This window comes from Tardiphaga sp. 866_E4_N1_4 (genome assembly GCF_052076075.1).
Lineage (GTDB): Bacteria > Pseudomonadota > Alphaproteobacteria > Rhizobiales > Xanthobacteraceae > Tardiphaga > Tardiphaga robiniae.
This window is the reverse complement of sequence record NZ_CP197242.1, coordinates 175,254-192,819: the sequence shown is the minus strand read 5'-3', so window position 1 is coordinate 192,819 and position 17,566 is coordinate 175,254. Positions and strand designations below refer to the sequence as shown.

Annotated in this window: 14 protein-coding genes; 2 read left to right on the top strand and 12 right to left on the bottom strand. The window is 62.5% G+C overall.

Going from position 1 to position 17,566, the window contains the following annotated elements:
• Positions 1-4: 4 nt before the first annotated feature.
• On the bottom strand, positions 5-2,686 hold the full coding sequence (locus AB8B20_RS00880; RefSeq protein WP_439071364.1) for a PAS domain S-box protein: 2,682 nt from the start codon (positions 2,684-2,686) through the stop codon (positions 5-7).
• Positions 2,687-2,788: 102 nt separating this feature from the next.
• A complete protein-coding gene (locus AB8B20_RS00875; protein WP_439071363.1) occupies positions 2,789-4,969 on the bottom strand; it encodes a PQQ-dependent dehydrogenase, methanol/ethanol family in 2,181 nt (726 codons plus the stop codon).
• A gap of 242 nt (positions 4,970-5,211) precedes the next feature.
• On the opposite strand from AB8B20_RS00875, the gene AB8B20_RS00870 reads away from it, so the two are divergent.
• Positions 5,212-6,780: a long-chain-fatty-acid--CoA ligase gene (locus AB8B20_RS00870; RefSeq protein ID WP_439071362.1), complete on the top strand. Its 1,569-nt coding sequence runs from the start codon at positions 5,212-5,214 to the stop codon at positions 6,778-6,780.
• Positions 6,781-6,789: 9 nt separating this feature from the next.
• Here AB8B20_RS00870 and AB8B20_RS00865 read toward each other — a convergent pair whose 3' ends face one another.
• The 9 genes from AB8B20_RS00865 to AB8B20_RS00825 all read right to left on the bottom strand — a co-directional run bounded on the left by AB8B20_RS00865 (position 6,790) and on the right by AB8B20_RS00825 (position 15,714).
• The gene (locus tag AB8B20_RS00865) at positions 6,790-7,590 is read right to left on the bottom strand and encodes an NUDIX hydrolase (RefSeq protein ID WP_439058165.1); all 801 of its coding nucleotides are present in this window, start codon (positions 7,588-7,590) and stop codon (positions 6,790-6,792) included.
• Positions 7,591-7,751: 161 nt separating this feature from the next.
• On the bottom strand, positions 7,752-8,708 hold the full coding sequence (locus AB8B20_RS00860; RefSeq protein ID WP_439073006.1) for a dihydrodipicolinate synthase family protein: 957 nt from the start codon (positions 8,706-8,708) through the stop codon (positions 7,752-7,754).
• Positions 8,709-8,787: 79 nt separating this feature from the next.
• Positions 8,788-9,666, bottom strand: a complete 879-nt coding sequence (locus AB8B20_RS00855) for an SDR family oxidoreductase (protein ID WP_439071361.1) — start codon at positions 9,664-9,666, stop codon at positions 8,788-8,790.
• A 141-nt stretch (positions 9,667-9,807) separates the two neighbouring features.
• Complete coding sequence (locus AB8B20_RS00850; protein ID WP_439071360.1) at positions 9,808-10,668, bottom strand: MaoC/PaaZ C-terminal domain-containing protein; 861 nt, start codon at positions 10,666-10,668, stop codon at positions 9,808-9,810.
• A 144-nt stretch (positions 10,669-10,812) separates the two neighbouring features.
• Positions 10,813-11,202, bottom strand: a complete 390-nt coding sequence (locus AB8B20_RS00845; protein WP_089267252.1) for a Zn-ribbon domain-containing OB-fold protein — start codon at positions 11,200-11,202, stop codon at positions 10,813-10,815.
• Complete coding sequence (locus AB8B20_RS00840; protein ID WP_068730675.1) at positions 11,202-12,350, bottom strand: thiolase domain-containing protein; 1,149 nt, start codon at positions 12,348-12,350, stop codon at positions 11,202-11,204. The genes AB8B20_RS00845 and AB8B20_RS00840 overlap by 1 nt, the downstream gene beginning before the upstream one ends.
• 1,039 nt (positions 12,351-13,389) lie before the next feature.
• Positions 13,390-13,827 carry a DUF1489 family protein gene (locus tag AB8B20_RS00835; protein ID WP_116664113.1) on the bottom strand — a complete coding sequence of 146 codons (438 nt, stop codon included), beginning with the start codon at positions 13,825-13,827 and terminating at the stop codon, positions 13,390-13,392.
• Between the two features lie 50 nt (positions 13,828-13,877).
• Entirely contained in the window at positions 13,878-14,831 is a 954-nt protein-coding gene (locus AB8B20_RS00830; protein WP_439071359.1) for a hypothetical protein, read from the bottom strand.
• A gap of 226 nt (positions 14,832-15,057) precedes the next feature.
• Positions 15,058-15,714, bottom strand: coding sequence for a glutathione S-transferase family protein (locus AB8B20_RS00825; RefSeq protein WP_120290250.1), 657 nt, complete (start codon positions 15,712-15,714; stop codon positions 15,058-15,060).
• Between the two features lie 128 nt (positions 15,715-15,842).
• On the opposite strand from AB8B20_RS00825, the gene AB8B20_RS00820 reads away from it, so the two are divergent.
• A complete protein-coding gene (locus tag AB8B20_RS00820) occupies positions 15,843-16,559 on the top strand; it encodes a DUF599 domain-containing protein (RefSeq protein WP_439064611.1) in 717 nt (238 codons plus the stop codon).
• Here AB8B20_RS00820 and AB8B20_RS00815 read toward each other — a convergent pair.
• Entirely contained in the window at positions 16,534-17,472 is a 939-nt protein-coding gene (locus AB8B20_RS00815; RefSeq protein ID WP_439071358.1) for a hypothetical protein, read from the bottom strand. The two genes, AB8B20_RS00820 and AB8B20_RS00815, sit on opposite strands and share 26 nt — an antisense overlap.
• Positions 17,473-17,566 lie beyond the last annotated feature (94 nt).

Below are 17,566 nucleotides of genomic sequence, written 5' to 3'. Positions count from 1 at the left end.
GCCGCTATTCCGCAGCCATCTCCAGCGGCGCGACGCGCGGCAGGATGATCTGGATGCGCGTTCCCTGCCCCGGATCGGACTGCAGATGCAGACGACCACCGAGGCGGCTGGTGACGATGCTGTAGACGATGTGCAGGCCCAGGCCTGTGCCACCCTGATCCCGGCGCGTCGTGAAGAACGGGTCGAAAGCACGCCGCCGGACCTCAGGGCTCATGCCGACGCCGTTATCCGCGAAAAGAATTTCCACATGATCGTTGCCGGCTTCTTGCACCTTGATCTCGACCGAGCCACCATTGCCATCGGGAAATGCATGAGCTACGGAATTGAGGAACAGATTGGTCAGCACCTGACCATACGGACCCGGATAGCTGTTCATCGTCAGTCCCGGCTTGCAGTCGACCGAAAGCGCCAGCTTTTGTTTTCGTAATCCTGGCTTCAAACTCATCACCACCTGCTCGGTGAGATCGGCGAGATCAAAGACGCGCTGGTCGGAATAATTGCGGTCGGCGGAAACCTGCTTGAACGACTGGATCAACTCAGCCGCGCGATTGAGATTAGCAACCAATTGTGCCGCCGCGTCGCGGTTGGACTCGATGAACTCAGTCAGGGTCGAGCGGCGCAGCTCGCCGCGCGCAACCTCCTCGCCGAACAGCGCGATCTTGCGTTCCAGCGATGACGCCACGGTCAGGCTGATGCCCACGGGATTGTTGACCTCATGGGCCACACCGGCAACCAGCCGTCCAAGCGCCGCGAGCTTCTCCGCCTCGATCAAGGAATTCTGCGTCTCACGCAGATTGCGTAGCGCTGTCTCAGCGGCGTCCTTGGCCTTGAGCATCTCCTGCTCGCTGCGCTTGCGCTGGCCGATATCGAGCGCCACGGTCACGATGTTCTGGATATCACCATCGGTCGTCAGCAAAGGCAGCTTGTTGACCAGCCACTGCCGCATGACGCCGGCCGCGTCCTTGTATTCTTCCTCGTAGAAGCCAAGGCCCTTCCTGGTCGCCAGCACCATCTTGTCAGGCGAGTCGGTCTTCGACGCGCCAAAGCGCATCATCAACTCGCCAGTTGTTTTCCCGATCGCCTCACCGGGCTCGATGCCGAAAATTCCCGCCATGTAGCGGTTCATCAGGACGTATCGCAGATCGGTATCTTTTACGTTGATGACGGCAGGAACGGTATCGATGACCTGCTGCAGCAACCTGCGACCTTCCCTGATCGCGGCTTCGGCATGTTTCTGGTTGGTGATGTCGCGGACTGTTCCCTCATAGCGCACAACCTCGCTATTCTCGTCGCGGACCGCCGTGGCGCTGTCGGACAGCCAGAGGACCGTGTCGTGCCGTTGACGGACCTGATACTCGAATTCGCGCACCATTCCGTCGCTTGCCATGCGCTGCTGATACTCGGCGCGCGCCGCGGGATCGACATAGATGTTGCGCGAGATATCCAGCGTGGCGCGGATCAGGTCTTCCGGTGAATCATACCCCATCATCCGCGCCAGTGCCGGATTGGCATTGAGCAGCGCACCTGCCGGCGTCGTCACATAGATGCCGTCGACGGATCCTTCAAACAGCTTGCGATAACTCTCCTCCGCCAGCCTCTGCTCGGCCAACGCATGCAAGGCCGCCTCGCGCGCGGCATCGGCATCGACCAGCGTCTTGCGGAACACCTCCGCGGCGCGCGCGATGTCACCGATTTCATTCTCCAGATCCATGGCTGGGATCGGCGTGTGCTTGGCGCCACCAGCTAGCGCACGGATCGACTTGGCAATCGCCTTCAGCGGCTTCACGATCCGCCGCACCACGAACAGTGCCGCCAACAGCCCGACCAGAACGCCCGCCGTGCCAAGGATGATGCTTTGCCATCTTGCCTCGGTCAGCGTGCGCGCGAACTCGCGCGACAGCACCCGGCCACGACGGGCGCTAAGCTCCCGCAACAATTCGGTCACCCGGCCGATCAGGCGGCCTTCCGCCCCGAGCACATCCCTGTCGAGATCGGCGATCTCGCTCTCGGTTTCCGAAATCGATATGATTGCATCGGTGTAGGCATCGGCGGCCGCACGAAGCGCGGGCGTGCTGATCGGCAGCGCACGCATGCGCTGGGCGGCCTGCTCGGCTCCGATCGGATCGCGCGCCAGCAAAGCCGCCGCGATCTCGTTCTGCGCCCGGAACATGGCCTTGGCGGCATTTGAATTCGTCACATCCGGAACGGCGTTCTCGAATTGCTCACGGAGCGGCGGGAGCGTCGCCAGCATAGCGGAGCGACGTGCGATCAGCGATGAGACGCGCTCAATCCCTTCGCGGTACTTGGTCAACCGCGCGTCGACACCGTCGATCATGTCGCGCTGCTCGGGCGCAAGCTCGATCCGGGTCTTCTTCAGGAGATCGCCCAGCGCCGTGGCAGCCTGCGAGACCTTTTCCGGCTGTGCGTCGGGATCGGTGACGAAATCGCGTGCTGCCAGCCGCAGGCTGATCAGGCGGCGGTCGATGTTTTCGGCCAGATCGCCGACGCTCTGCAGCCGCTCAAGCTCGGCGAAGGTATTGTCAATATGACGGATCGCGACCACGCTGGCGATGCTGGTGATGAGGATCACCGTCAACACCAGCAGGAACCCGCTGAAAGTCAGCTGGCCGATCGAGAGCGAGGACGATCGGACCCGCTGAAAGAATGCCGCAATGGCAGAGGACATGGTTGTGGGACCGGACTTCAGAGCGTCCCAATATATCCCGACTTCAGCCGCCGGGGGAACATGCTGGACGGCCCGATCGGGCCGAACCGTCCAGCATGGTGTTTATTTCGGCCTAATCGCGTCGGCCGTGCCCTGGATGAAGGCCTGGATCTTGACCACATCCGCTTCCGTGAGCTTGCCGGTAAAATCAGGCATGCCCTTGTCCTTGAATGGCCCGTTGAACACGATGTCCTTCAGGTTGGTGATGGTCTCGGTGGAGACATAGCCCAGGTTGGGCACATTGCCGCCCTTGTCCACGCCGGGCACGCCGTGGCAGGTCGCGCAGGCATTAACGTAGATCGAAGTCCCTTCCGGCACGTGAGCGGGATCGTATTTGACCCCGGTCAGCAGATTGCCGATCTGGTACTTGGTAAAGGCTGGCAACGGCGCCTTGCCGCCAATGGCAAAGGTGTAGACCGTGCCGGGCGCCTCACGATCGGTGGCGCGCTGGGTGATGCCGAATACGCCGCCCCACCCGACCGCCACCGAGATGTATTGCACGCCATCGACCATATAGGTCGCAGGTGCGGCCACCACGCCGGTGCCGACCGGCGTTTCCCAGAGCTTCTCACCTGTCTTGGCATTGTAGGCGATGAAGCGGCCATCGGCGGAGCCCTGGAACACGAGATTGCCGGCCGTCGTGAGCGTGCCGCCATTCCAGGGTGCGATATACTCAGCGCGCCAGGCTTCCTTCTGCTTGACCGGATCCCAGGCGATGAGACGCCCGAACGGCAGATTCTTCGGTGGCGCCGCGTTGAGCGAGAAGCCGACATTCCAGCCGGTGGTGCCGCCGAACTTGTTCTCCGCCGGCGCATTCTGCACCAGCGCCTTCTCGCCCGTGAGGTTCAAAGGCACGCCCTGCGCCGGCAGATAGACCAGCCCGGTTTGCGGATTGAACGACATCGGATGCCAGTTATGGGCACCGAACGGTCCGGGAATGCTGTCGAAGGATTTGTCCGGCGAGCGGGCTTCCGGGACCTCGATCGGACGACCACTGGCATCGTAGCCGGTGGCCCAGTTTACATCGACAAAGTTCTTGGCCGAGATGAACTTGCCGTTGGTGCGATCGATGACGAAGAAGAAGCCATTCTTCGGCGCGTGCAGCACCACCTTGCGCGGTGCGCCGTCGATGGTGAGATCGGCCAGGATCATCGGCTGCGTCGAGGTATAGTCCCAGTTGTCGCCGGGCGTTTCCTGATAGTGCCAGAGATATTTCCCGGTATCGGCATTCAGCGCGACGATGGAGCCGAGATAGAGATTATCGCCGCCTCCCGGACTGCGCAGATTGCGATTCCACGGCGAGCCGTTGCCGGTGCCGATATAGACCATGTTCAGGTCGGGATCGAAGGTGATCGTATCCCAGGCCGAGCCGCCGCCGCCATTGACCCAGTATTTGCCGGCCGGATCCCAGGTCTTCGCCGCGGCAGCCATCGAGTCGTCCTCGAACGGCTTGGCCGGATCGCCGGGCACCGTGAACCAGCGCCATGCCTGATTGCCGGTCTCAGCGTCATAGGCCGTAACGTAACCGCGCACGCCATATTCGGCGCCACCATTGCCGATGACGACCTTGCCGTTGAACACGCGCGGCGCGCCGGTGATCGTATAGGACATCTTGCGGTCGATGACCGTGTCCTTCTCCCAGACCTTCGTGCCGGTCGCGGCATCCAGTGCGACCAGCCGGCCGTCATAGGCACCGACGAACACCTTGCCCTTGTAGAGCGCGACGCCGCGATTCACGACATCGCAGCAGCCACGATAGCCCTTCTCGCGATCTACGCCGGGATCGAAGGTCCATAGCCGCTTGCCGGTCCGGGTATCGACGGCATGCACCACGCTCCATGGCGCCGACACATACATGATGCCGTCCACCACAAGCGGCGTCGCTTCGACGCCGCGGATGGATTCCAGATTGTAGGTCCACATCAGGCCGATATCTTTGACGTTCTCGGCCGTGATCTGATTGAGCTTGCTGAAGCGCGTCTCGGCATAGTCGAGGCCGTAAGTCGGCCAGTCCTTGGACGTCGCCGTGTTGGCTGTAATTGCGGCGCTGTCGATCGCCGACGTGACGGCCTTGATATGATCCGGTGTGCCCTTCGTCTGTGCGTTGGCGGCACCGCCTAACAACGTCGCGCCAAGCGCTGCTGCGATGGATGTTCGGAGCCAACGGTGCAGTATTGTATGTGAGTTGAGTGTCCCGTTGAAAAATGGACGCGAAGACGCGCCCCGACGAGCAAGCTGTCTCATGCATTTCACTCCCAATGGCCTCTGGCGGGCCTGTCACGATGTTACGCGCAGGAGTTGAATCGTCAACAGATGAGAACAGTTCCAGATTTTTCTCTGACGCGTTTTGCATCGCAAAGCTCGCGCAAATCCTTTGAACCATCTGGTGAGATATAAGCGATCGGCTTCGCTTGCCCGCCCCTCACCCATCGCTATGATTGCGCCACAGAGATGCAGACAGCATCCGCAATACCGAGGGGAACGCCATGAACATTACGCAGGGCCTACGCCGTGCGCTGCAGACCAGCCCGCAGACGATAGCGACCATCGATGGCGATCGCCGCCGGACATGGCGCGAGGTTGGAGATCGCGTTGCGCGGCTCGCCGGTGCACTGCAAAAGCTTGGCGTCAAGCACGGCGACCGCGTGGCGGTGCTGATGCTGAACTCTGACCGCTATCTCGAACTCTATCTGGGCATCGCTTGGGCCGGCGCTGTGATCGTGCCGACCAATGTGCGTTGGAGCCAAGCCGAAATTCTCGACTCCCTACTTGACTGCCGCGCCAGCGCTCTGGTCGTCGACAGTGCCTTCGCCGCCATGGGCGTCGAACTCGCCAAGGCCATGCCACTCACGTTGGTCTATGCGGACGACGAAAAAGGTCCCGCGGAAGCGCACAACTACGATGAGCTGATCCAATCGACAGAGCCCGTGCTGGATGCGATGCGGACACGCGAGGATCTCGCGGGTATCTTTTACACTGGCGGCACCACAGGCCGTTCCAAAGGCGTGATGCTGAGCCACGGCAATATCATGAGCAACTCGCTGCACATGATGAGCGAAGGCCTGCTGCCTTACGGCTCGGTCTATCTCAACGCCGCACCGATGTTTCACGTCGCCAATGGCGGCGTAATGTTCACCTCGCTGGCCTCTGGCGGCACCAATGTCATCGTCCGGATGTTCAATCCGGAGTTGGTAATGCAGACCATCGCCCGCGAGAAAGTATCGGCGACGTTGATCGTCCCGACCATGATCCAGATGCTGGTCGATCACCCCGCTTTCGCGACCGCCGATCTGTCATCGCTGAAAATCATGATGTATGGCGCCTCGCCGATCAACGACGCGCTGCTGAAGCGTGCGATGGCGGGCATGCCGGGCACCGAATTCCATCAGCTCTACGGCATGACCGAACTGTCGCCGCTGGCGACGCATCTGCCGTGGGATCAGCATATCGGCGAGGAAGCCACCGCCAAGAACCGTCAACGCGCCTGTGGCCGCGCGGCGATCGGCTGCGAGGCCCGCATCGTCGACGCCGATCGCAATCCTGTGCCGAATGGCGAGGTCGGCGAAGTCGCCGTCCGCGGTCAGAACGTCATGATGGGCTATTGGGAACGCCCCGAAGAAACCGCGAAGGCCGTGATCGATGGCTGGATGCACACAGGCGACGGCGGCTACATGGACGACGAAGGCTACATCTATCTCGTCGACCGGATGAAGGACATGATCATCTCCGGCGGCGAGAACGTCTATTCCACCGAGGTCGAGAATGTCGTCGCACAACATCCGGCCGTGGCGCAATGCGCCGTGATCGGCATTCCCGACCCGCAATGGGGCGAGACCGTGCATGCCTTCGTCATTCCGAAGCCCGGTGCGAGTGTCAATGCCGCCGAGGTCATCGCCTTCTGCAAGGAGAAGATCGCCGGCTACAAGTGCCCACGCAGCGTGGACGTGCGCAACGAACCGCTCCCGCTGTCGGGTGCGGGCAAGGTGCTGAAACGCGAGTTGCGGCGGCCATTCTGGGAGAATGCCGCCGCGGCGCCGCAAGCCAAAGCGGGATAGACCAGCGCGCTATGGCGCGCCGGTGAGTTCGAACACCTCGCCGTCATAGCCGGCCTCGATCGGAATCCGTAGCTGGCGCTTGTCGCCATCGCGCGTGACGATGGGCGTGACGCTGACGATCGTGGTGCGGTTGGCGTCGTCGAGTGCCCCCGCGACGCTGGGCTGCTTACCGAGCTTGATGAGATTGCGCGTGGTCGGGAACGGCAGCGTGAAACGGCCCGATGCGCCGCCTTCCAGCGCTTCGCGCGGCGACAGCCAGATCGAGTCCGTGGACTCCTTGCCGTCATGCATGCCGACCTGTTCGGGCGGCGCCTCGGCGAGGAAGAACCAGGTGTCGAACCGCTTCTTCATGCCTTCCGGCGTGATCCAGTGTGCGTAGGGCACGAGCAGATCGAGCGCGAGCTCCAGATCGTTCTCGGCGATGATATCGGCGAATTTGACCTTGCCCTCGTTCAGCGCGTCGCGATGCTGATCAGCGATGGCGCTCGCCTTCGTCGCAGCGATCAAGTCGTTCGAGCCCCGCGGCCGCGCGAGCAGAATGCGGCTTTCCTCGAAGGTCTCGCGGATCGCGGCGATACGGAATGCCAGCATATCGGGATCGAGGCCCCGGCCGCCGCTATAGAGCTCGGACTGTGTGCCGATCTCGCGATCTCCGGCATCGACGCTGCCGCCAGGAAACACCAGCGCCCCCGATGCGAATTCGATCTGATAGTGCCGCACCATCATGAAGACGTCGATGGCGTCGGTTGCACCCTTGCGCAGCAGCAGGATGGTGGAAGCAGGACGCACAACGCCGAGCTCGCTTGGCATTCAGTTTCTCCCTGATCGGCATTCTTTGATGCCTGTTGTGCCGGCGATCGCCGACCTCTCGTTTGTCATGCCCGGACTTGATCCGGGCATCCATCTTCTACTTGGCAACCCTGAAGATGGATGGCCGGGTCAAGCCCGGCCATGACACTTCTGGGGAGTTATTAACCCGCAGCGCTCGACTGCGGTGCGATGTTCGCGCGTTTGTCGTAGCGCGCGACGCGCGAGAGGAGATAATCGACCTCCGCCTTCGCCTGCGCCGTGATCGCCACACCCGGCTTGCGCTGCACGCTTGATGCAATAACGCCGCGCTTCTGCAGCACGTATTTACGAACGGCGAGACCGATGCCGAGCTGCTGCTCGTAGCGGATCAGCGGCAGATGCGCGTCGAACAGATCATGTGCCTTGTCGCGCTCACCCTTCTTCTGGAGATTGACGACGTCGATCAACAGCTCAGGGAAGGCATAACCCGTCATCGCGCCATCAGCGCCGCGTTCCATTTCGAAATCCAGGAACACGCCGCCATTGCCGGTGAGGATCGAGGTTTCGCGCAAGCTGCCGTCCTTCTGGAAGTTGCGCAGCGCGGTGATCTTCTCCAGGCCCGGCCAGTCCTCGTGCTTCAGCATCACGCAGGACTTGGAGTCCATGATGATCTTGCGGATCACCGCGGGGGTCATGACCACGGTGAGGGTCAGCGGATAATCCTGCAGCACCCACGGCACGTCATCGCCAATGGCATCCACCGCCTGCTTGAAATAGTTGGTGATCTGGTCGTCGGTGCGCAGATGCGGCGGCGGGGCGATCATGACGCCGGCAGCGCCGGCATCCATCGATTTCAGCGCCAGCGAACGCATGGCGGCGAAACCGGGGGCGGAAACGCCGACGATGATCTGCATCTTGTCGCCGGCGCGCTTGATGAAGCGGGTGGCCACGGCCTCGGACTCGGCCCCTTCCAGCTTCGGCGCCTCGCCCATGATGCCGAGCACGGTTACGCCATCACAGCCGACCTGGGCATAGAAATCCGTCAGGCCGTCGATCGATTTGTCGTCGATGCGGCCGTCGTCGAGGAACGGGGTCGGTGCGATGGCGAAGGTGCCGGCGGCTTTGGCGGTCAGTTTCATCATGGGCCTCTGTGAATGGATGCTGGCATTCTACCGGGAAATATCCGGTCTGTCCGCCCGAACCGGGCCCAACTGCCCCTCAAAAACGCCGTGCCCCGTGCTGGCTTGACTCCTCCGAGAAGAAGATTTCGCCGGCATGAGTCACCACGTCCTGCGCAATCCAGCCGTCATGGGGCGGCTTCCAGCCTTCCATTTCCATCATCTTCATCTCGCGGACGCCGCGCGGGCCGGACACGCCGAGCACCTTGCCGGTCTGGCTGCCGGAGAGATCGCTGACCATATAGAGCACCGCCGGCGCGATGCCGCCCGGTCCCAGGGCCGCGCCGGGATTTTCGATATAGCGCGGCAGGTCCGCGGTCATCCGCGTCAGCGCGCCCGGCGCCAGCGTCCACACGCGGATATTGTATTTACGCCCCTCGATGGCCAGCACATTGGACAGGCCCCAGATGCCGCCCTTGGCTGCGCCGTAATTGCTCTGGCCGAAATTGCCGATCAGGCCGGAAGTCGAGGAGGTATTGACGATGACGCCGCCGCCGTTTTCCTTCATCCATTTGAAGGCCGGCTGGGTGACGCAGAATGTGCCTTTGAGATGCACCTTCATGACCTTGTCCCACGCCGCCTCGGACGCCTTGGCGAAGGTCTGATCGAGCAGGATGCCGGCATTGTTGACGAGGATGTCGACCTTGCCGAACGCCTTGATGGCGTCGTCGAACACCGACTGGCCGCCGGCCATGGTCGAAATGTCAGAACCGTTGGCGACGGCCTTGCCGCCTTCCTTCTTGATGGCATCGACGACCTGCTGCGCCATGGAGAGATCGGAACCTGAGCCGTCACGCGGGCCGCCGAGATCGTTGACCACCACGGAGGCACCCTCGCGCGCGAACAGTTTCGCGTAGGCTTCACCGAGGCCGCCACCGGCGCCAGTGATGATGGCAACCTTGCCGTCGAGAAGACCCATGACGTTCTCCCTGTATTTTTATGATTTTGTTTTTTGTTTTGCTCCGTCATGGCCGGGCTTGACCCGGCCATCCACGCCTTACTTCGTGAACAAGACGTGGATGCCCGGGACAAACCCGGGCATAACGTCGAGAGGATTGAGTTAAGCCAGCACGGTCTTGCCGCTCTTGATCACGGTGACGCCGCGTTCCTTCACCTTGGCCTCAAAACTCACCACGTTGCCGTCCTTCCACAAATCCATGCTGACGGTTTCGCCGGGAAACACCGGCGACGAGAACCGCACCGCATGCTGCTTGAAGGCGGAGGGATCGTAATCGGCATAGGTCTGCAGCACGCCGCGGCAGGTGATGCCATAGGTGCACATGCCGTGCAGGATCGGCCGCGGGAAGCCGGCGCGCTTGGCGAATTCCGGATCGGAATGCAGCGGGTTGCGGTCGCCGCACAGGCGATAGATCAACGCCTGATCGGGCCGCGTGGTGATATCGACCGTCTTGTCCGGTGCGCGCTTCGGCATCGCATGCGGCTCGGGCTGGCCTTCCGATTTGCCGCCAAAGCCGCCATCGCCGCGGGCGAAACGCGAGGCCACCAAGGTCGCCAGCGCCTCGCCGGCTTCATCGCGCAGGATCGTCTGATGCAGGATCACCGCGCCCTTGTCGGCGCCCTTGTCGAACACGCCGAGCACGCTGCTATCGGCGGTGATCTTCGCAGCCACCGGCAGCGGCTTGTGGAAGGTGATGTCGCGCTCGCCATCGACGACGAGCAGCTTGTTGAGACCCATCTCGCCCGGGCCGGAGCCCCATGCGGCAACCGATGCATAGGTCGGCACGACTTTCAGCGGACGCGGCGTATAGGTGCCTTCATTGACGAAAGCGAGTTCCTTCTCGTCCATCGGATCGGCGCCCATACCGATGCCATAGGCGTAGAGCATCACTTCGCGATCGGTCCAGGCATACTTCTGGCCGATGTTCTTCATCGCCATCAGGGCTTCGTGGTTGATGGGCATTTGAGCTCGCTCCCGATTTTCTTGCTTGTTGGGTTTGTCCCGAACTGTCATCGCCCGGCTTGACCGGGCGATCCAGTACACACAGGCCTTTCGGCGTTTACTGGATCACCCGCTTTCGCGGGTGATGACAGTTTGAGTGTGTCGCTACGCTGGCGTGAAGAACGGCAGCGGCGCGCCGTCGGTGGGCTTCCACACGAGTTTCACCTTCTGGCCGATCTTCAGACTGCCCGGATCGCAGTCGACGATGTTGGTCTGCACCGAGGGGCCTTCCTTCAGCGTCACATAGGCGATGACGTAGGGACCGGTCGCCGATTTGCGCATGTGGCTGTAGGTGTAGATCTCGCCCTCGCCCGACGACTGCTCCCATTCGGTCTTGTCGGAGAAACAGAACGGGCAGATCGCGCGCGGAAAGAAATGCGCTTCGCCGCAGGTCGTACAGCGCTTGATCATGAACTTGCCGTCCTTGGCCGCATCCCAGAACGGCTGCGATTCAGGATTGCCGGCGGGCGTCGGATACTTCTTGGCTTCAGTCATTACACGCGCTCCAGAATAGCGGTCGATGCGGCGTGACGCACGCCGAGCAGGCCTCCGGTGCCATGCGCGATCGCCAGATCGCAATTCGGCACCTGCACCTTGGGATGGGCTTCGCCGCGCAGCTGGCGCACGGCCTCTAAGATCTTGGTCATGCCGCCGCGATTGACGGGATGATTGCTGCAGAGGCCGCCGCCATCGGTGTTGAACGGCAGCTTGCCGACGCCCGAGATCAGGTTGCCGTCGGAGACGAACTTGCCGCCGTCGCCCTTCTTGCAGAAGCCGAGGTCTTCGAGCTGCATCAGCACGGTGATGGTGAAGCTGTCGTAGATGGACGCATACTTCATGTCCTGCGGCGTCACGCCCGCTTCCTCGAAAGCACGCGGACCGGACCACACACCGGCGGAGTAAGTGAGGTCGAGATCCTTGCCGCCGCGCGGACCCTTCATGGCTTCGCCATGGCCGATCAGGCGCACCAGGGGCTTCTTCAGGCTCTTGGCGATCTCGGGCGTGGTCACGATCATCGCACCGCCACCGTCACTGACGACGCAGCAATCCATGCGATGCAGGGGATCGGAAATCATCGGCGAGTTCAGCACGTCCTCGACGGTAACAACGTCCTTGAGCATCGCATGCGGGTTGTACTGCGCGTGATGCGAGGCTGCGACCTTGATCCAGGCGAGTTGTTCGCTGGTCGTCCCGTAGTCGTGCATATGACGCATGGCACACATGCCATAGGCATTGTGCGTGGTCGCGCCGTAAGCGGTCTCGAAATCGGCTTCGGCGCCCTGTAGACGCGGCGGCATCACGCCGGTGCGCGGCTTGCCGGCCAGTGTGACGAGTGCGATCGAGCACTTGCCCGCAGCAATCGCCTGCGCGGCATGGCCGAGATGGATGATGTAGGAGCAGCCGCCGGTCTCGGTGGAGTCGACGTGACGCGGCTTGAGGCCGAGATAGTCGACCATCGGCCACAGGCCCCCCTGCGCATCACCTGCGCAGAAATAGCCATCGACATCCTTGTGCGTCAGGCCTGCATCCTCAAGCGCGCCCTTGGCGACTTCGGCATGCAACTGCGCGATGGATTTGTCCGGCGCATGCCGGGTCGGGTGTTCGTAGATGCCGGCGATATATGCCTTGCCCTTGATGCTCAAACGTCTCTCCGATTGGTGTTTCGTCCCAGTTCAGTTTTTTGTGACCTTTCACGGCAGCCTTGGCAAGCGACAACATTTCACGCTGCGGACGTGAATTTCACAGAGCGGAATGGATGCAACACAGCCGGGAGCTTTTTCGCCAGTGATTAAGCTGTTTACCAATCTGGTCAGCGAGCTCTCACAAAAGCGGAGGTCAGGATTTCCGGAAGTGGTGGGCTGGACGGTGCCGACGACAGCGCGCGTTACGCGCAGGCCGCGACGTTCGATGCGGATTCAACTGTCAAACAGCCACTGTCCTTCAGACATGCGACATCGCCCCTGTTGTTTGCGGCGCGGGGGCGCCGTCGTGGTTTGCATTCCTGCCCCCTTGTGAGAGGGCGTGCGGAACGCCGGGTGCCCGTTGCACCCTTGGGCCTGATGCGAATGCGGTCTTCCGCAGGTTAGTGTGCATCAGGACTTTCGGAGGCGCCGAGCGATTGCCCGGCGTTCCGCATGCGGTGTTTTTTCGGTTGCTTGCACATCTGCCATGGCGAACGGTCCCATCACCAAAATTAATGTCCCAGGGCGGAGGGACAGGGTAGCCGCAAAGCACTTGGCCGAACGCGTTTCGAGTTGGTCGTCCGTCACACTGTCCAGGGCTCTTTCCATCCGAAGGCCGGCCGTCTCCTTGCCAGTGGCAGTGCTGGCGCAGATCCGTCCTGCCCGAAGACAGACGTTCCCCCATGAACCGCGTGACGCCGCATCTCCGGCGTCCACCGCATCCCACCCCGCGAACGTGACGATCGCGATCGCCCCTCTCGGTGGGACAGGACGAAGGGGAATATAAACCTGATGGAGATGCCGTCAACCGAGGATAGGAAAAAATGTTTAGGCGCTGTCTTGCCGCCCCACACTGTCATTCCGGGGCGTGGCCGGCCCTTGCCGGACGCGAACCCGGAATCTCAGCATGGGAGTCTCCGACGGCGCAAAACACTGCGGGATTCCGGGCTCATTCCGGTCCGCTGCGCGGCCCGGCCTGCCCCGGAATGACGATTGTGGGCTACAGCAGCCCCAGTTCCCGCAGTTCGCGCCGCATCGGCTCCGGCATCGCCTCGATACTCGCGGCAGCCTTGCCGAGATCCGGCGGGGCGTCCTTGTCGGTGAGGTAGCGCCAGCCCTGGAACGGGCGCAGCGGACGCGGCGCGACTGTGACCGGCTTTGGCTGCATCACCAGCCGACAGCGATTGATACCGTCGCTGTCGCGGAACGGTTCGATCGCAAGAATCTTTTCGCGCAAGGCGATCTCGCCCTTGATCACCCAATAGAGCGAACCGCCATCGAGCAGTTCGGCATCGCGTTTCGGCACCATGCGGGTGATGTGGATGTGATGCTGGGGTGCGCCGCGCGCTTTTGCTGCGCGCATCCGTTCAGAGAGATAGCTCTTGAAATCCGCGATGGATTCGCAGCCAACGGCGAGCTTGATGAGATGCAGGGGCATGGGTCAGAAATCGGCAGTGCGACGCGGTTTTACAAGGCGTTATCCACCGCTCAGTTATCGGCCGGCGGAGCCTCCGGTGCAAGCTGCACGGGCGCTGGGGCGGCAGGCGCCTGTGGACGAGCGGCGGTCTTCGGTGCGGGCTGCTTCTTCGCGGCAGCAGGTGGCGGCGTTGCCGCCGCGGCGCGCGGTGCCGGCGCCTGCGCATTGGCGGCCGCCGGTGGCTTCACGGGCGTTTCCGTCATGATCGAGATCGGCGGGATCGAGGACGAGGACGGGAAATCGGCCGTGGTCGGCTTGCCGGTCGGAACCGACGCCGGTAATCCGGCCAGCACGCCCGTCGCTGCGGCCGCAGCCGCAGGCGGCGCGTTCCAGCCGGGCGCATAGCGTGTCACAAGGCCCTCATAGGTGCGCTCTTCCATATTCGCGGCAATCCGCTTGTGATCGGTCAGCGCGGCATAGGCAGCGCAGCTCTCCGGCATGCAGCGATCGCGCGATTGCAGCACATAGGCAATCAGACCGTAGCGATCGCGCTCGATCGCGCGGCGCAGCCCCGCCAATTCAGGCGTCATAGATTTATTCGCTGCGGCGACATCGCCATACGACGTCAAACGATTGATCTGCGCAGCCGAGGCCGATACGGCAGCCGCCACCGAATCCGCCGAGCCAAACAGCACCTTCTCGCAGCCCGCGAGCACCATATCGCCGGCGAGATCGTCGAGGCAGGACAGCGCCGGCAGCGAGGCATTCACCTGAGGCATTGCAACGACGGCGTGCGATGCGTCCTGCCCTGCGGTTTCGGATTTGCGCAGCGTCGCCGCAGCAGCAACGCCGATCGCCAGCAGCGTGATCACGGTCAGCGCACCATTGGCGACGGACTTCTCGGCGCGCAGCAGCGTTGCCAGCACGATCAGGGCGAAGAAGATGGAGGCAGCCAGCGCGAGCCACATCGGAAGCGTCGGCGCGCGCCAGATTTGATCGAGCGAATTCGCCCATACCCCGTTCATCGAGTCGTCCCCGCATATGTGGAAGCCATATTTCCGAAGAAAATGCTTCCAAAGAAAGTCGGGCTGCCATGAACCCGCAATATGCGGTTGTTATGGCACGGCCCCGGTCATGACGAAATCGTGGCGGCGCGGGCCTGGATTCTGATGAAATCAGAACCTTGGCCCGATCTTTTATTTTGACGCGTTTTCTGGACGCGAACCGGGGTCCACTTCGCTCGAAAACGCTTTAGTCATCCTCGAAGCGCGGAATGACGATGGTCTCGGCGAGGCCCTCGTCGGTCCATTGCCGGAACGCCGGCAGCGCCTGCATCGTATCCATATACGCACGTGCTTCCGGCGTGACATCGATGTCGTAGGTCAGGAACCGGTGCACCACCGGCGCATACATGGCATCCGCGCCGCTGAAGGCGCCGAACAGATACGGTCCATATTTGCCGTAGCGTGCGCGGCAATCGGCCCAGATCTGCTGGATACGCCGGATATTGGCCTTGGCATCGTCGGACAGCGCCTTCGCGCGGACCGGCCGGTGCAGGTTCATACCGCATTCGTTGCGCAGCGGCATGAAACCGGAATGCATCTCGGCGGATACCGAACGCGCATGAGCGCGCGCGGCCCGGTCCTCAGGCCAGAGCTTTGCATCCGGAAAACGCTCGGCGGCATATTCGATGATCGCCAGCGAATCCCACACCGTGATCTCGCCATCGACGAGCGCCGGCACCTTACCGGACGGGGTCACATCGAGAATGCGCTGCTTGTCGGCGGCATCCGTGTAGAGCGGGACAAACACCTCCGCGAAGGGGATGCCGCAGGCCTTCAGCGCAACCCATGGCCGCATCGACCAGGACGAATAATTCTTGTTTCCGATCACCAGCGACAGCGACATCAACCACTCCTTGCGAGACCGGTAAATTGCCACGCATACGCCGCTGCAAGCAAGCCGCGTACACAGGCTTGTTGCTGCATCACGGCATGCGTGTCAGAAGTGCCAACTGATACAATAGGTGCTTCATGATCAACTATTCCTGGGTCGACGTCTTCGCGCTGGGCTTCTTCATCCTGGAGTGGACGACCTATGCGATCACGCTGGAGCACACCAAATACGGCCGCGACAGCCTGTCGGCACGCATGCACACCTATCGTGAGGTCTGGATGCGCCGCCTGCTGGAGCGCGAGGCGCGCATCGTCGATACCCACATCATGACCTCGCTGCAGAACGGTACCGCGTGGTTTGCATCGACCACGCTAATCGCCATCGGTGGCTCGCTGGCCCTGCTGCGCGCCACCAACGAAGTGATGCCGATGATGCAGAACCTGCCGCTCGGCTTCAACACCACGCCCGGCATGTGGGAGATCAAGTGCTTCGGGCTGATTCTGATTTTCGTCTACGCGTTCTTCAAATTCGCCTGGTCATACCGGCTGTTCAACTACGTCGCGATCCTGATCGGTGCGATGCCGCTGGCCTCGAAGCGCGACACGCCGGAGGCCGAAGCGCATGTGGTGCGCACCACGCGGATGTTTGGCGCGGCGGCCCGGCACTTCAACCGTGGGCAGCGCGCCTTCTTCTTCGCGCTCGGCTATCTCGGCTGGTTCGTCAGCCCCTGGGTGTTTCTGGTCTCGACGGCTGCCGTGGTGATCGTGACCTGGCGCCGGCAGTTCGCTTCCAATGCCTGGCAGGCCATGGCGCCCGATGCCGAAATAAGGGTTACCCCGCGAAATCCTGCGGCGTAAAATCGAGATCGAGCACTTTCCACTCGTCGTATTTGTCGGCCGGCAGCATCGCATAGGGCTGGCAGGCTTCCAGCGCCTGCTTGGCCGCCTGCATCAAGAGCGCGGCCTTGGCCGGCCGCCGGACCTCGATCACCGTGGGCTCCGCGACCAGCCGGCCGTCCGGCGAGAACACCGCGCGCAGCTTGACCTTGGCGTCATCGCCGCGCGCGACGGTGGTGGGCAGTTTCGAACAGGTTTTGAGATGCCGCCGGAAAGCGGCGATATCCAGCTTGGACAGGTCCGCCTGCTCTGACGCGGCGCCGCCGCCGAAGCCTTCAGGCAAGCCTAGCATGACGCCGTATTTCACGGTGATATCGGCCTCGGGCTGTGGCGGCGCCTGCTGCGGGCCGGGTTGCGGCGCCGGCGGCTGAGCCTGCAGCGCAGCCTGCTGTTGCAACGGCGGCTGCGTAGCGGGAGGCGCTGACGGAGGCGGCGTTGCGGGTGTGGCCTGCGGCTGTTGCTGGGCTTGCTGCTGAGGCGGCGGCGGTTGCTGGGCGGCCTGTTGCTGCGGTGACGGTGCGGGTTGCTGGGGCGATGTCTTCTGCGGCTGCGGCGGGGTGTTCTGCGCCGATGACTGCGGTTTGGCGGCGACGGCCTGTGTCTTCTGCTCTTCCAGGGTCGGCTTGTTGGTCAAATCAGGCAGCCGAAATTCCGGCTCCGGCTTCTTCTCTGGCTTTTTCTCGGGCTCCGGCGGCGTCTCCTCGGCCTTCTTTTCGGCCTCTGCGAGCTGCTGCGGCGTCACCAGATCGACGGCAACGCTCTCCTCGTGCTGCTCCATCGGACGTGCATCGGCGAAATAGACCCCGGCCGCCAAAGCGAGGTGGCCGACCACCGAGACGGCAATCGCTGCGCGGATGAGGTGCCTTGGTTCCATGGGGCTAATGAGACTTCTATACGCCGACTGGCCCGATCATAGCGTCGTGCCCTCCCCCGCGCCATGACCGCCATGCCACAGCTTGCGTCGTGCT

Bases quoted from the DNA above. Each gene is read 5' to 3' on its own strand.
- AB8B20_RS00880 (WP_439071364.1), bottom strand. From the start codon at position 2,686: ATGTCCTCTGCCATTGCGGCATTCTTTCAGCGGGTCCGATCGTCCTCG.
- AB8B20_RS00875 (WP_439071363.1), bottom strand. From the start codon at position 4,969: ATGAGACAGCTTGCTCGTCGGGGCGCGTCTTCGCGTCCATTTTTCAAC.
- AB8B20_RS00870 (WP_439071362.1), top strand. From the start codon at position 5,212: ATGAACATTACGCAGGGCCTACGCCGTGCGCTGCAGACCAGCCCGCAG.
- AB8B20_RS00865 (WP_439058165.1), bottom strand. From the start codon at position 7,590: ATGCCAAGCGAGCTCGGCGTTGTGCGTCCTGCTTCCACCATCCTGCTG.
- AB8B20_RS00860 (WP_439073006.1), bottom strand. From the start codon at position 8,708: ATGAAACTGACCGCCAAAGCCGCCGGCACCTTCGCCATCGCACCGACC.
- AB8B20_RS00855 (WP_439071361.1), bottom strand. From the start codon at position 9,666: ATGGGTCTTCTCGACGGCAAGGTTGCCATCATCACTGGCGCCGGTGGC.
- AB8B20_RS00850 (WP_439071360.1), bottom strand. From the start codon at position 10,668: ATGCCCATCAACCACGAAGCCCTGATGGCGATGAAGAACATCGGCCAG.
- AB8B20_RS00845 (WP_089267252.1), bottom strand. From the start codon at position 11,202: ATGACTGAAGCCAAGAAGTATCCGACGCCCGCCGGCAATCCTGAATCG.
- AB8B20_RS00835 (WP_116664113.1), bottom strand. From the start codon at position 13,827: ATGCCCCTGCATCTCATCAAGCTCGCCGTTGGCTGCGAATCCATCGCG.
- AB8B20_RS00830 (WP_439071359.1), bottom strand. From the start codon at position 14,831: ATGAACGGGGTATGGGCGAATTCGCTCGATCAAATCTGGCGCGCGCCG.
- AB8B20_RS00825 (WP_120290250.1), bottom strand. From the start codon at position 15,714: ATGTCGCTGTCGCTGGTGATCGGAAACAAGAATTATTCGTCCTGGTCG.
- AB8B20_RS00815 (WP_439071358.1), bottom strand. From the start codon at position 17,472: ATGGAACCAAGGCACCTCATCCGCGCAGCGATTGCCGTCTCGGTGGTC.